Origin of the sequence: Synechococcus sp. PCC 6717 (genome assembly GCF_022698185.1) — a bacterium.
Lineage (GTDB): Bacteria > Cyanobacteriota > Cyanobacteriia > Thermosynechococcales > Thermosynechococcaceae > Thermosynechococcus > Thermosynechococcus lividus.
This window is the reverse complement of the sequence record NZ_JAKLTV010000005.1, coordinates 63,475-76,062: the sequence shown is the minus strand read 5'-3', so window position 1 is coordinate 76,062 and position 12,588 is coordinate 63,475. Positions and strand designations below refer to the sequence as shown.

General features: G+C 56.6%; 14 protein-coding genes. 5 read left to right on the top strand and 9 right to left on the bottom strand.

Annotated elements, in window-relative coordinates; genetic code table 11:
- The first annotated feature begins 74 nt into the window (after positions 1-74).
- Positions 75-443 carry a hypothetical protein gene (locus tag L5470_RS05615; protein ID WP_499498713.1) on the top strand — a complete coding sequence of 123 codons (369 nt, stop codon included), beginning with the start codon at positions 75-77 and terminating at the stop codon, positions 441-443.
- On the opposite strand, the gene L5470_RS05610 is transcribed toward L5470_RS05615, so the two are convergent.
- From L5470_RS05610 to L5470_RS05595, 4 genes are all read right to left on the bottom strand, one after another.
- Entirely contained in the window at positions 440-1,378 is a 939-nt protein-coding gene (locus L5470_RS05610; RefSeq protein WP_499498711.1) for a DMT family transporter, read from the bottom strand. The genes L5470_RS05615 and L5470_RS05610 overlap by 4 nt on opposite strands.
- Positions 1,365-3,170: an aspartate kinase gene (locus L5470_RS05605; RefSeq protein WP_499498709.1), complete on the bottom strand. Its 1,806-nt coding sequence runs from the start codon at positions 3,168-3,170 to the stop codon at positions 1,365-1,367. Before L5470_RS05605 ends, L5470_RS05610 begins: the two co-directional genes overlap by 14 nt.
- 248 nt (positions 3,171-3,418) lie before the next feature.
- Complete coding sequence (locus L5470_RS05600) at positions 3,419-4,654, bottom strand: efflux RND transporter periplasmic adaptor subunit (protein ID WP_499498707.1); 1,236 nt, start codon at positions 4,652-4,654, stop codon at positions 3,419-3,421.
- A gap of 43 nt (positions 4,655-4,697) precedes the next feature.
- On the bottom strand, positions 4,698-5,663 hold the full coding sequence (locus tag L5470_RS05595) for a DNA polymerase III delta subunit-related protein (RefSeq protein ID WP_499498705.1): 966 nt from the start codon (positions 5,661-5,663) through the stop codon (positions 4,698-4,700).
- Between the two features lie 137 nt (positions 5,664-5,800).
- Here L5470_RS05595 and leuD point away from each other — a divergent pair, with 137 nt between their 5' ends.
- Positions 5,801-6,391: a 3-isopropylmalate dehydratase small subunit gene (leuD, locus tag L5470_RS05590; RefSeq protein ID WP_499498703.1), complete on the top strand. Its 591-nt coding sequence runs from the start codon at positions 5,801-5,803 to the stop codon at positions 6,389-6,391.
- On the opposite strand, the gene L5470_RS05585 is transcribed toward leuD, so the two are convergent.
- Entirely contained in the window at positions 6,382-7,338 is a 957-nt protein-coding gene (locus L5470_RS05585; RefSeq protein ID WP_099798600.1) for a glycosyltransferase family 2 protein, read from the bottom strand. The genes leuD and L5470_RS05585 overlap by 10 nt on opposite strands.
- 102 nt (positions 7,339-7,440) lie before the next feature.
- Between L5470_RS05585 and L5470_RS05580 the strand changes: the two genes are divergently transcribed.
- Positions 7,441-8,403 (top strand): hypothetical protein, encoded by a 963-nt coding sequence (locus tag L5470_RS05580; RefSeq protein ID WP_499498701.1) that lies wholly within the window; start codon positions 7,441-7,443, stop codon positions 8,401-8,403.
- 70 nt (positions 8,404-8,473) lie between these two features.
- Positions 8,474-9,271, top strand: coding sequence for a 3-methyl-2-oxobutanoate hydroxymethyltransferase (panB, locus tag L5470_RS05575; RefSeq protein ID WP_499498699.1), 798 nt, complete (start codon positions 8,474-8,476; stop codon positions 9,269-9,271).
- Here panB and L5470_RS05570 read toward each other — a convergent pair.
- The 4 genes from L5470_RS05570 to L5470_RS05555 form a co-directional block, all read right to left on the bottom strand.
- A complete protein-coding gene (locus L5470_RS05570; protein WP_099798602.1) occupies positions 9,268-9,639 on the bottom strand; it encodes a ferredoxin-thioredoxin reductase catalytic domain-containing protein in 372 nt (123 codons plus the stop codon). The genes panB and L5470_RS05570 overlap by 4 nt on opposite strands.
- An 88-nt stretch (positions 9,640-9,727) precedes the next feature.
- The gene (locus tag L5470_RS05565) at positions 9,728-10,477 is read right to left on the bottom strand and encodes an MBL fold metallo-hydrolase (RefSeq protein WP_499498696.1); all 750 of its coding nucleotides are present in this window, start codon (positions 10,475-10,477) and stop codon (positions 9,728-9,730) included.
- Positions 10,478-10,541: 64 nt separating this feature from the next.
- A complete protein-coding gene (locus tag L5470_RS05560) occupies positions 10,542-11,144 on the bottom strand; it encodes an anthranilate synthase component II (RefSeq protein ID WP_099798604.1) in 603 nt (200 codons plus the stop codon).
- Between the two features lie 151 nt (positions 11,145-11,295).
- Positions 11,296-11,934, bottom strand: a complete 639-nt coding sequence (locus tag L5470_RS05555; RefSeq protein WP_099798605.1) for a response regulator transcription factor — start codon at positions 11,932-11,934, stop codon at positions 11,296-11,298.
- Between the two features lie 193 nt (positions 11,935-12,127).
- Between L5470_RS05555 and L5470_RS05550 the strand changes: the two genes are divergently transcribed.
- Entirely contained in the window at positions 12,128-12,565 is a 438-nt protein-coding gene (locus L5470_RS05550; protein WP_227517599.1) for a helix-turn-helix domain-containing protein, read from the top strand.
- The last annotated feature ends 23 nt before the right edge of the window (positions 12,566-12,588 follow it).

The following is a 12,588-nucleotide window of genomic DNA, read 5'->3' as shown; positions in this document are numbered from 1 at the left end:
ACATGATTGAGACTTGTTTTCTGAGGATACTCGTATCACAATAGCCCTAGATCATGCTGTGCCTTATATTCACTGTGGCAGATTTTCAGGATCAGCTTCAACGCCTCCAAGAGCAACTGCAAAAGGCGCAGGCGCGAGCCAATGAGCTGCAAAACGCTATGCCAACTGCGGCAGCGCCAGAGCCATCACCAGCGGTTGATCTGCCAGAATCGTCTGATTGGGCGGATGAGGTGGCTCGCATTGAGGCTAGGGTACGGGCGCAAACCTCGATCACGGATCTACAGCAGCAATTAATTGAGGCCTTGCTAGAAAATCAGCGGTTACATTTGGCGCTGGAGCAGGAGCGTCAACATCATGCCCGCACCCGCCAAAGTCTGATTACTGCCTTGGGCGATGCCCTCGATACCCTCAAGCAACGGCGGCGATCGCCCAAGCCCCCCTAGGAATTGCTCCCAGACCCTATCCTCTGATAAGGCCATAGGGAGATGGTTAGCCCCATCAGGACAATTGCGCCACCGACAACCACCGATAGCGCCGGTACCTCCCCAAATAAGAGCAACGCAAATAAGCTGGCGGCGACGGGTTCTGCCAGCACAAGAAGCGTAACCCACGTGGGAGACAGCCACCGCACCCCCCAATTCAAGCTGGTGTGGCCAACTAGCTGCGGAATGAGTGCCAGCAGGACGATAGCCAGATACAGTGTGCCGGGCCAACCCGTGTAGGGGACCCCTAGCAGCAGTGGCATGGGCAGTAAGAGAATCGCCGCAGTGGAATAGGCAATCAATGCGTAACGGTGGATGTGCAGCCCAGTCGCTTGGGCACGCTGGCTCCACAGGAAGTATAGGCTGACCGCCCAAGCTGCCGCTAATGCTAACGCATTCCCCAGCAGGGGGTGGCTTGCGGCAGCACTGGTGGGTTCGCCCCAGCCAATCAGGGCACTGCCCATCAAGGCTATCCCCATGCCTAGCATCGTCCGGGGTTTTAGGGTTTGCTGCAACCAAACGTAACTGATGAGTGCTGACCAGATGGGGGTTGTGGTGACTAGGGTAGTGGAGGCCGCCACTGACGTGTAACTGAGGGAGGTAAACCAAAGGCTAAAATGAGCCGCCAACGCACCCCCCGCCAGCAATGCGTAGCGCAGGTTGCGATCGCTCAGGTCGGGCCACGGCCAGTAAAACAGTTGTGGGGACAGAAAAATAGCGGCCAAGGACAGCCGTCCCGCCGCCAGCAACATACTAAAGCCCACGGTGGTGCCAAAGGAGTCAGTGCTCAGCCCTTGGGTGCCCCAGCGCACTAGCACCGCTGCCGTAGAAACCGCCAGCACCCCCAAGGCTAGGATGAGGGCAATGCACCAGCGGGGTGGACTACTTGCCGACATTGGGAATGGGGATCGGTGTGTCGCCATCGAGGCCAAAGGCACTGTGAACCGCTTGCAGGGCGCGAACGCCATCGGTGGCCGCCACGACACAACTGACTCGAATTTCTGAGGTGGCAATCATCTGAATGTTGATGTTTTCTTGGGCAAGCGCCGCAAACATTTGGGCGGCAATGCCCGGACGGTGAATCATCCCCACGCCGACAATGCTGACCTTGGCGATCGCCCGATCCACTAACACCTCGGTGTAGCCTAGCTTGGGTTGCAGGTCTTGGAGTAAGGCTTCGGCGCGATCGGCATCTGCTGCTGCCACCGTAAAGGCAATATCCCGACTCATCACCCCTGCGAGGGATCGCGATCGCTGGGATTGAATGATCATGTCCACACTAATCCCCGCATCCGCAAGGCTCTGAAAGATAGCTGCTGCCATCCCAGGGCGATCGGGCACATCGCGAATCGCCAGCCGCGCCTGCTTTGCGTCAAGGGCAACCCCCCGTACCGGCGGTGCTGCCGTCGTCTGTTGGGGGCAGGCAGAGTCAGCCTCCACGCCAAAGGTTTGAGTCAGCACCGCAATGGCACGCCCCGCATCTGCTGCTGCCACCGTGCAACTCACATTCACTTCCGATGTGGAAATCATCTGGAGGTTAATGCCAGCAGCGGCTAAAGCCGAAAACATTTGCGCGGCCACCCCAGGGCGACCAATCATCCCTGCGCCGGTAATACTGACTTTGGCAATATCGCGATCCACAAGGACATCCGTTTCCTGCACCACTTGGTGGGGGTTCAACCGTGGATAAAAGGCCGTGGCCACGGCCTCTGCTTGGTTGAGTGCTGCCTTTTGTACGGTAAAGGCAATATCGTTGGTTTGCCCTTCGTGGATCGATTGAATAATCAAGTCCACATCAAGGTTTTGGCGGGCCAACTCACCAAAGAGCTGGGCGGCCACCCCGGGGCGATCCGCCACCCGTAGCAGCGCCACTTTGGCTTGATCCGTATCCAAGGCCACCCCATCCACCGGCTTGCCTAGTTCTAGGTTTTCAACTGGACGGGGCGATCGCCGGGGTGCAACGACCCGTGTTCCCGGATCGTCACTCCAACTGGAGCGCACAACCAGATCAACGCCGTAATTGCGGGCAATTTCCACCGCCCGTGGATGCAACACCTTTGCCCCTAGGCTCGCCAACTCCAGCATCTCATCGCAGGTAATTTCGGCCATCAGTTGGGCAGTGGGTACCAGCCGTGGATCGGTGGTTAAAATGCCCGGCACATCGGTATAAATCTCGCAACAATCCGCCCGCAGGGCAGCCGCCAAGGCCACAGCCGACGTGTCAGAGCCACCGCGACCAAGGGTCGTGACCTCAAAATCTGCATCGGCAGTAATCCCCTGAAAACCTGCCACCACAACTACTTGGCCATCCTTGAGGTGCCGCTCAAGGCGTTGGGTTTCGATGTGCAGAATGCGGGCACGGGTATGGGCGGGTTCAGTGACAATCCCCACCTGTGCCCCCGTCAACGAAATCGCCGCTTCCCCAAGGGCATGGAGCGCCATGGTCAATAGGGCAATCGAGACCTGCTCGCCCGTTGACAGCAGCATATCCATTTCCCGCTGACTGGGGTGGGGGGTAATAGCTCGCGCCAGTTCCACAAGACTGTCGGTGGTTTTGCCCATCGCGGAGACCACCACCACCACCTGATGCCCCGCTGCCACCGTTGCCTGCACCCGCTGTGCTACGGCTTGGATACGCTCTACACTACCGACGGAGGTGCCGCCGTACTTTTGTACAATGAGTCCCATGCCTGTGCTGAAACAATGCTTTCGCTATCTTAGTCTAGCGATGGGGTCAATGTCCGTTTGGGCAGCGTCACTGGGGCACTGCTCAATCGTTCCTTGACGATGAGCAGATAGAGGCAAGGTATGTTCTGCTGTGCATGAGCTATGCCCAGTCTAATTGCACAATTCTGCCTGAACAAGAGCCATCACTGTTGGCTTAATGCCCCGCTGGGATCGGCATCGCACCTTAGCGATCCTGCGATGTCCTTTTCCTAGCGTTGGGACAGAATACTGGGTCGAATTTTATCCCCGTCTTGAAGCGGGCGACTTGATCGCACCACGTAGCGATCGCCAACCTCTAGCCCCTCTAGAATTTCTACGGTTCCCTGTCGCCGCTGTCCCAGCCGGACATCCCGCTCAACGGCGCGATCGCCCATAACCACAAAAACGGTGCCTTGTCGTGCGGACAGTCGCCCCTCCTCTGCCCCTGCTAAGGCTGACTGGGGAATCAATAGCCGTGGGGGATTGACCGAGCCAAGGGTCACCCGAGCCAACAAGCCACTGCCAAGGCGTTCATCGCCATTATCGATCAGAATTTCCACAGGGGTCAGCCGTGCATCAGCCGCTGGGGAAATACGGCTAATACGACCGTTGTAGGTGCGATTGGGAACCGCATCAAAGGTCAAGGTAGCCTTTTGGCCTAGGGCAAGCCGCCCCAGTTCCTGCTCTGAAACCTCGACAACCACTTTCAACTGCTTGAGATCCCCTAAACGCAGTACCTCTCCCCCCGGTTGCAGCAGGTTACCGACTTCTGTGAGCCGTTCTAAGACAACGCCATTGAGGGGCGATTTCATCAGGGCATAGCTGAGGCGCGCCCGAGCTTGTTGAACAAAGGCCGCCTGAGCTTGGACTCGCCCTTGTGCGACGGCTACCCCTTGCTGTGCGGTGACCACTTCCGCTTGGCGAGAGCGCAACACCTGCCGTGCGGTTTGGGCGGTTGTGCGTGCTTGTTCTGCCGCTTGGGCAGAGACCGCCCCATCTTGGCGGAGGGTTTCAAGGCGTTGGGCATCACTTTCTGCCTGTTGCAGGATGAGTCGCGCTTCTTCGACGGCCGTGCGAGCACTGTTGACAGCCGCTTGGGCTTGAATGACCTCATTGCGACGGGCAGCCAACTCTGCTTCGGCTTCAAAAACAGCGGTTTTGAGGACAATCGGATCCACCTCTGCCAACACTTGCCCCGCCCTGACGCGATCGCCCACGTCAACGCCAAGGCGAACCACTTGGCCTTCAACTTGGGAGCGCACCATAACCTCACGGTAGGGATGGGTAGTTCCAGTTAGAGTGGTGTCGCTCTCTAATTGCCCCAACTGCGCAACTGCCACATCAACCGCCACCCCCTCCCTCTCTGGCCGTGCCACCGCAGGCGCATCTAAGCGGTTCATTGCCGACTGACACCCGCCAAGGAGAACCCCCACTGCGATCGCCCCCGTCAGCCGTTGCCCAATCATTAAAATATTCCCCCCGACACTGCACATTTTTGACCCCAGCCTATCACAGTGCCCTGAGCTGCATCAGCAGGACTTCCCACACTAAGCGCGGTTGGACGTACTGCTGCAAATACTGCTGTGCCTGCTCGAGATGCCGCAGAGCGCTCATCGCCGCCGCCCAGTTACCCTGTTGCGAGTAAACGCGCCAACACTGCTGCTGCATCAGACTCAGCAGCCACACTTGGCGTTCCACCTCAAGCATTTGGCTCAGGTCACGAGCCAGCTCAAGACATTGACGCAGCGGCATGGGACAGGTCAGTTGGTGCCCTAGGGTGCGGAAGGCTTCGGGGATCTGCTGCCACGTCTGCCATGCGTGTAGCACGGCTCCCGGGGAACCAGCGCCAAGGTGCCATAGTTCTGGGGTCACCTCTTGCCAAAAACTGGCGGGAGCCACCCGCTGCAGAACGGTTTCTAAGTCAGTGCGGCGCAAGGGGGKAAAGGGAATTTTTTGGCAGCGCGAGACGATGGTATTGAGCACAGAGGCTTCACTCGGGGTAATCAGAATCAGGGTTGCCCGACCCGGCTCTTCGAGGGTTTTCAGCAAGGCATTGGCAGCCGCTTCGTTGAGGGTTTGCGCCTGTTCAATGACCACTAGCGATCGCGGGGCTTGCATGGGGGGTTGACTCAGCACCCGACTGAGATGACGTATTTGCTMAAGACGAATCTGGGCGGTGCCCCGGGGAATATCTTTACCCGCCGCCATCAATTGGGCGCGGGTGTAAAGCGTCCCTTGGTGGCTGTAGGTGGGCTCAACCCAGAGCACATCAGGATGGTTGGTCAGGGAGGCGATCGCCGACGGCTGCTGCCCCAAAAGGATCTGTAGAAAGTGGCGGGCTGTGAGGGCGCGGCCCACCCCTTCAGCCCCCACGAATAGATAGGCCGGAGCCAACCGCTGGCGCTGCAACCCATAGCTCAGCAACTCTACGGCTGTCGGCTGGCCAATGACCCCTGCAAACCATGCCTCACTCATGCCTGACCTTGAACGTCCCTTAGCAACTGCGTGTATTGACATCCAAAACTCAGCGCTAGCTAGTTTACTATTTAGTAACCTACCCCCAGTTAAAGCTGGGGGCTTTTAGTAGCCCTGCAACTGGTGAACTAACCCCTATGAGTAACATCCAGCGTATTACAGGCCGTGGCTTGCCCCTGCGCGGCAACGACATTGATACCGATCGCATCATTCCGGCACGCTTTCTCCGCTGTGTCACCTTTGATGGGTTAGGTGCCCACGTCTTTGCTGACGATCGCCACGCTGCCAATGGACAGCACCCCTTCGATGCCCCCCAGTATCAAGGGGCACGTCTGCTGGTGGTGAATGCCAATTTTGGCTGTGGCTCAAGTCGCGAACACGCCCCCCAAGCGATCGCCCGCTGGGGAATTCAAGCCTTGATTGGCGAAAGCTTTGCCGAAATTTTTGCCGGTAACTGCTTAGCGATGGGAGTGCCCTGCGTCACCGCCGCACCCGAGGCAATTCAACGGCTACAAACGCTGCTAGAGACGGCACCGAGTACAGAATTGGTGTTGAACCTTGAGACTCTGACGCTCAGTGGTGCGGACTTGACCCTAGAGGTGAGTATGCCCGACAGTACCCGCCAAATGCTGCTCTCTGGCCAATGGGATGCCTGCGGCCAACTGCTTGCTAACCTCACCCAGATTCACCAAGTGGCAGCCCAATTGCCCTATCTAGCTTATGCCTGATCTACCCGCAGCAGACGCAATGCCACCCCAAACAGGAAGCGGGTCACGGCCCAGCGGGGCGATCGCCCAGTAACTTCGGGTGCTTCCAACAGGCGGTACACAGCGGCGGCCTGCTGCCACTGTCGTCGCCGTAAAAACCGCCATGTGCCAGCCAAAATAAACTGGTGTAGGAAATCCCGCTGGGCGTGATGCAGTACCCTAGGGGGCAGAAGGTTAAGCTGGCGGGCTTCCTGAAAGATAGCACTGAGGTGACCGAGGGTCTGGGGCTGAAACATCCCCATGCTCAGGGCTTGATCGTGAATTGTATAGGCTGCAGTGGCCAGAGGAACCGTATAGACTCCCGCAGTAGCAAAGAAGCGGAGCCATTGATAAATATCTGTAGCTTCACCGTAGGTGTGGCTAAATTCCCCCACCCGCGCTAGGAGCGATCGCCGCCACACCAAGGCAGGAAAGCGGACAAAGGAGGAGTGCGATAAAAGTTGCCGTACCGCAGTGGCGGGTGGGAGCCACCGTGCCCGAGGCGGAATTTGTTTGCGCAAACAGTGCCCCTGCCCATCCACAAGATGCACCCCAAACAGGAACACATCATACCGCGAACCGTAGCAGTTCAGCGTATGCAGAAGATGGGGTATCCCCTGCGGTAGCAGATAATCATCATCGTGCAGTAACAGCACAAACTCGCCCCGCGCATAGGCCAAACTCTGATTCCAATTGGCAACCATCCCCAAACGTTGCGGATTTTTGTGATATTGCCATGCCCCCTGCCAACCATGGAGAAGACACTCGACCTGTGGCGTGGCAAGGGTTGAATCATCCGTAATCACGAGTTCAATCGCCGCGGTCTGAGCTGGAGTCAGGGCACTCAGGATGGAGGTAACAGCAGTGCGCAGCCCATCGGGGCGGTTATAGGCCGGAATGCAAATACTGAGTTGGGGCAGAGAGATCACTCCTATCAACCTGCACAGTTTGGTGCATAAATTGCTGTACTTTGCCGTTAAGGCAAGGGAATGTTGCTAGCACCCGAGAGCCAATTTGCAGGATCCACCGCTATGACTACCCCGACCCTTGATCGCAACCGTTTGCAAGCTGCCTTGGCCTCCCTAAATCTTAGTTTAGAAGCAGAACTCACTCAATTTCGCTGCCATCGGCTTGTTYAGTCTCACCGTCCTCTCGAAACTCCTCAGCCAAGCAGTCCGGGGCTTACCGTGTCTGAGCCTCTAGACACCCCTGCTCCTGTCGTCACCACCCCCATCGCTCCTGCAGCAGCCCCTGCCCCTGTTGAGCTGCCATCTTCTCTGAGCCTGCAGTCTGACGCCACGGCCGCCCAGAGCGATACGGACGAGTTTATCGACTTTGACCCAGCAGAACTGGCGGGACTATTKCCCCAGTCCTACACCAGCAGTGCCCCTGAAGCCGTTGCTCCCCCACCGCAGCAGCAGACCAAACGCCCCTTTGCCTCTACCCGCGAACTCCTCAAGCACGCTCGTCAGAATAACCGTCCGTGGTTTCAGCAGCAGGATCGCAACAGGTCGCACCATTTTCAACGTTGGCTGATCGTTATTGGGGTGCTTGCGGGACTCGGTGGCGGCACCCTTTTGTGGTTGGCACGGCAGGAGACTCCTACCGTGGTGGTGAACGAGGTACCAGCGGACACCAGCCCGTCTGCTCCCCCCTCTGGCCCAAACATGGCCGCCCGCGAGTTTCCTGATGTTAACCGCAGTACCCTTGCGCAACTGGAGCCAGCGTCCTCCCCTGAACCTAGTCCAGCCCTATCGTCCCCATCGCCAGTGGTGGAATCTACCCCCTCCAAGGTATTTATTGAGCACGCGAGTAATGGCCGTTACTATGTGCTTGCCCCCTATACCGAGCCGGCGGACTTAGCCAAAGTTCAGGAGATTTTGCCGGATGCGTTCTTAGTGGGTGATGGTGCTGAAACGAAGATTCAGTTAGGCATGTTTGAGGATGAGGCTTCGGCGCAAGCCATGGTTAACCAACTGCGCGATCGCCTCTAAGCGCGCCCCCTAATTGACGCTGCTGCCAATCCCTTGCACTATAGGGGGTACGGTCTTATTTCCCTTGCCCATGGCGCGTCGCCCCGTTACCCTACCCCAACTCCAGCAAAAAAAACAGCACGGTGATCCCATTACGATGCTGACAGCATGGGATTATCTTTGGGCGCGGCTGCTCGATGCAGCAGGGGTTGATGTAATTTTGGTAGGGGATTCCCTAGGGATGGTGGCCTTGGGTTACAGCACCACGTTACCGGTCACCCTAGAGCAGATGATTCACCATGCGCGGGCGGTGCGGCGGGGGGKAACTGCTAGCTTTGTGGTGTGCGATCTGCCTTTTTTGAGTTATCACGAAAGCCCGGAACAGGCGCTGCGATCGGCGGGACAACTGGTAAAGGAAGCGGAGGTGCAAGCGGTGAAGATGGAGGGTGCCTCACCAGTGGTCTGTGCAGCCACTCAACGGCTTGTGGAAGCGGGGATTCCAGTTTTGGGTCATGTTGGATTACTGCCCCAGCGGGTGCATCAGTTGGGCGGGCTGCGGCAGCAGGGAAAAACTGAGCAGGCAGCAGAGGCAATTCTTGCCGACGCGATCGCCCTAGCTCAGGCGGGTGCCTTTGCCTTAATTCTTGAGCATATTCCCAGTGAGCTCGCCCAACGCATTACTGCCAAACTAGAGATTCCCACCATTGGCATTGGTGCAGGGCCTCACTGCGATGGGCAAGTGTTGGTCACTGCCGATGTGCTGGGGTTGACCCCTCAAGCGCCGCCCTTTGCGCCGGTGTACGCTGACCTTGGTACGCAGGCGATCGCTGCGCTGCAGCAGTACTGTCACGACGTGCGCTCCCGCATTTACCCGCCCCCTCAGCCCTAGGACACCGTAAAACGGTTTGTTTCCTCGCGAATTTGTTCAAAGGTAATTGTTTGCTGGGTGCCCACAAACGGATTATCTGGTGTCAAAAACAGTAAACAGTGGCATTCGCGCCGTTCTCGCATGGGTACACAGGGGCAGTTCCAGTAGGCTGCCGCCACTTCCGCTTCCTTATCTTCGTAGTGTCGGCAGGGGCACAGAGGCGAGCCATAATCGTCTTTGTGTTTGGCTAAACCTTCTAAAACAACCGCAGTGGTTCCCAGATCAGCGCAAAAGTAGGTTCCTGTTCGTTGGGCATAGGTTTCCGCAAATTTGCGCACGGCTTCTAAATTTTTGTCAGAGGCTTGCTGTGGCTTGTAGGCATTACTCATGGCACAATTTGCGACGGAGGACATTCCTATAGTTTGACATACTCCCTAGCCTAACGTCACCGAGATTCCAACGGTCTTACTACACGTATTACAAGCTGAGGATTTGAATCGTTGTTGTTTGTGGTAAATTCGCCGCTGAGACCACAAGTGAGCTACTGCCACTTCGCCGCACAGGGGTACCTTCCATGACCGCTAAAAAGTCATCTAAGCCCGTTAGATCGCAATTGTTCGGATCAGAGGCGGCGGTGCGAAAGTGGGACGGAATAACTAAACGGGGTTGCAATAACTCAATGGCAGCTTTGGCCTCTGCCGCAGTATAGGCTTTGTCAGTGCCCCCCACAGGCACAATCATCACATCGGGTCGGCCCATGAGAATTTTTTGCTCAATGCTGAGGGGCATGGCAATYCCCCCCATGTGGAGAATGTTGACCCCCCCCTGCTGCCACCGCCACACAACATTCACCCCAAAGCGAAAGCCACCCACGCGATCGTGATTTGTCCGAATTCCCTGAATTGTCAGGCCATTGACTTTGTAGTTACCCGGTTGAAACAGCAGCTTCGGGCGACCCGGCAGCCCTTCAATGTACCCCTCATCCAGTAGGCGGCTGCTAATCATAACAATATCTGCGGCAACGCGGGGGGGGCGTAACCCTTTGGTACATCCCATGGGACGAAAGGGATTCACAAGAATCCGCTGGCCACTGCCGCTAAACAGAAAGCAAGTGTGCCCCAGCCATTGTAGTGACAGTCCTGCTCCTTGCGCGTGAGCCGCCCAATGTCCTCCTAAACTGGCGATCGCCCCTACCTGCGCCCAACGCAAAAACTGTCGCCGTTCCATAGGTCTCCCCACAGTGCATTCCCAGCTAAGTATAGAGAAAAATTGGCTTATGCCGCGAGGCTAGTTAAGGCCGCTGACGGGCAACTGTTGCCAAAAAGTTCCTAAGCAAGTCTTTGCCGCAGCGGGTCAAGATACTTTCAGGATGGAACTGTACCCCTTCAAGGGTGGGATACTGCCGATGGCGAACCCCCATAATCAGGTTATCTGCCGTCCATGCCGTAATTTCTAAGACATCGGGACAAGTCTCCCGGTCAATGACCAAACTGTGGTAACGAGTGGCAGTAAATGGTTGAGCCAAACCTTCAAAGACTCCTACCCCAGCATGATAGATGTCGGAAGTTTTACCGTGCATCAGAGTTGGTGCCAATGTAATAGTGCCACCAAACACCTCGCCAATCGCTTGATGCCCTAAGCACACCCCTAAAATAGGACACTTAGGCGCGTAGGCGCGAATCACTGCTTCGGAAATACCAGCATCTGCTGGCCGCCCGGGTCCCGGAGAAATGACGATGCCGTCTGGGGCTAGGGTCTCAATATCGGCAAGGGTGATCTTGTCATTGCGAAAAACACGGAGATCAGCAGCAACGGCAAACTCCGTAGCTAGCTCCCCCAAGTATTGAACCAAGTTGTAGGTGAAGCTATCATAGTTGTCGATCACAATAATCAATGGCTAACAGCCTCCAAAGTTGCAGTGTCCCGTCATTTTACCGTTGAAAGGAGGGGAGATCGCTTTCTCCCCCATGGGTAGCAAGCTAGGACGCATGGATGGTAGCAGAGTCATGGGTAGCTCTCCTGCTGAACGCGAAGGGAGTGTCAAACTAGGCATAGTGATGATCCATGGCCCAGCGAGCCAGCTCTGTACGGTTGTGAAGTCCTGTTTTCCCTAGCATATTACTCACGTGGCTTTCTACGGTGCGCTGACTGACATGCAGTTCCGCGGCAATTTCGCGGTTAGCCAACCCCCGCGCCACGTACTGCAAGATGCGGGTTTCCGTGGGGGTTAGCTCAACCCCCGGGGGCGGTGTCGGCGCTGTGGGGGAGGTGCGCTGCTGCTCTCGCAACCGTGCGGTTTGCTTCAGTAAGGCTTGCACTTGGGCGAGCAGTTCATCGGGTTCAAAGGGTTTGACAAGATACACATCGCCTCCTGTTTGTAGCCCCTTGATGCGATCGTGGGTTTGCCCCTTAGCGGAAAGAAACAATACCGGTAACCAGTGTAAATGCTGATGCTGTCGCATTGTACTGACAAAGCTATAACCATCCATCTGCGGCATCATCACATCACAAATAATCAGATCAGGCGTATGCTGTTGCAATTGGTCTAGGGCTTCACGACCGTGGGCGGCGGTGAGTACTGCGTAGCCCTGCATTTCCAAGTAGTCTTTCACTAGCAAGACTAAGTTGGGGTCATCATCTACCAGCAAAATGGTGGCGCTTTGGCGGTTATGGGTCTGGGTCATGGCGTTAACGCAGCGGCAGGAGCATTTCTAGGGTGAGCGCGTTTAATCTGCCCCTATTCTAAATTGCCCCATCACTTGCCCCAGCCTTTTATCTTAAACCTCCGAGATACCCCGGTTTGTCTGTAGGGCGGGGAGGGATAGGAGCAGCAGTCCCAGACTGCCAAATGCAAACTTACAAGTTATAATTTAACGCATGGAAAAGGCTTACAGCTATCGTTTCTATCCAACCCCTGAGCAAGAAAGCTTGCTGAGGAAAATGTTTGACTGTGTCCGACTGGTGTACAACCGAGCGGTGACAGCGCGAACTGACGCATGGGATGAACCGCAAGAGCGAGTTGAATACGTCCAACCCTCTGCCATGCTGACGGAGTGGAAAAAACAGGATGACTTCCAGTTTTTGAATGAAGTTAGCAGCGCTCCCTTGCAACAAAGATTCAGGCATCTGCAAACCGCCTTCACCAACTGCTTTGCGGGACGAGCGGGATACCCACAGTTCAACAAGAAGCGCAACGGCGGCAGTTTGGCCGTGGGACACACGCTATCCGCCTGTGGAGGGTTCGCCTTGGCGGCGCGGAGCGCTAACGTAATAAGGGTGGCGGCAGTTGCAATGAAGCAGGAACCTACGTCGTGAGACTTGGGAATCCCCGTCCTCTA

Coding starts and splice junctions, on each gene's coding strand:
- L5470_RS05610 (WP_499498711.1), bottom strand. CDS start 1,378: ATGTCGGCAAGTAGTCCACCCCGCTGGTGCATTGCCCTCATCCTAGCC.
- L5470_RS05605 (WP_499498709.1), bottom strand. CDS start 3,170: ATGGGACTCATTGTACAAAAGTACGGCGGCACCTCCGTCGGTAGTGTA.
- L5470_RS05600 (WP_499498707.1), bottom strand. CDS start 4,654: ATGATTGGGCAACGGCTGACGGGGGCGATCGCAGTGGGGGTTCTCCTT.
- leuD (WP_499498703.1), top strand. CDS start 5,801: ATGAGTAACATCCAGCGTATTACAGGCCGTGGCTTGCCCCTGCGCGGC.
- L5470_RS05570 (WP_099798602.1), bottom strand. CDS start 9,639: ATGAGTAATGCCTACAAGCCACAGCAAGCCTCTGACAAAAATTTAGAA.
- L5470_RS05555 (WP_099798605.1), bottom strand. CDS start 11,934: ATGACCCAGACCCATAACCGCCAAAGCGCCACCATTTTGCTGGTAGAT.
- L5470_RS05550 (WP_227517599.1), top strand. CDS start 12,128: ATGGAAAAGGCTTACAGCTATCGTTTCTATCCAACCCCTGAGCAAGAA.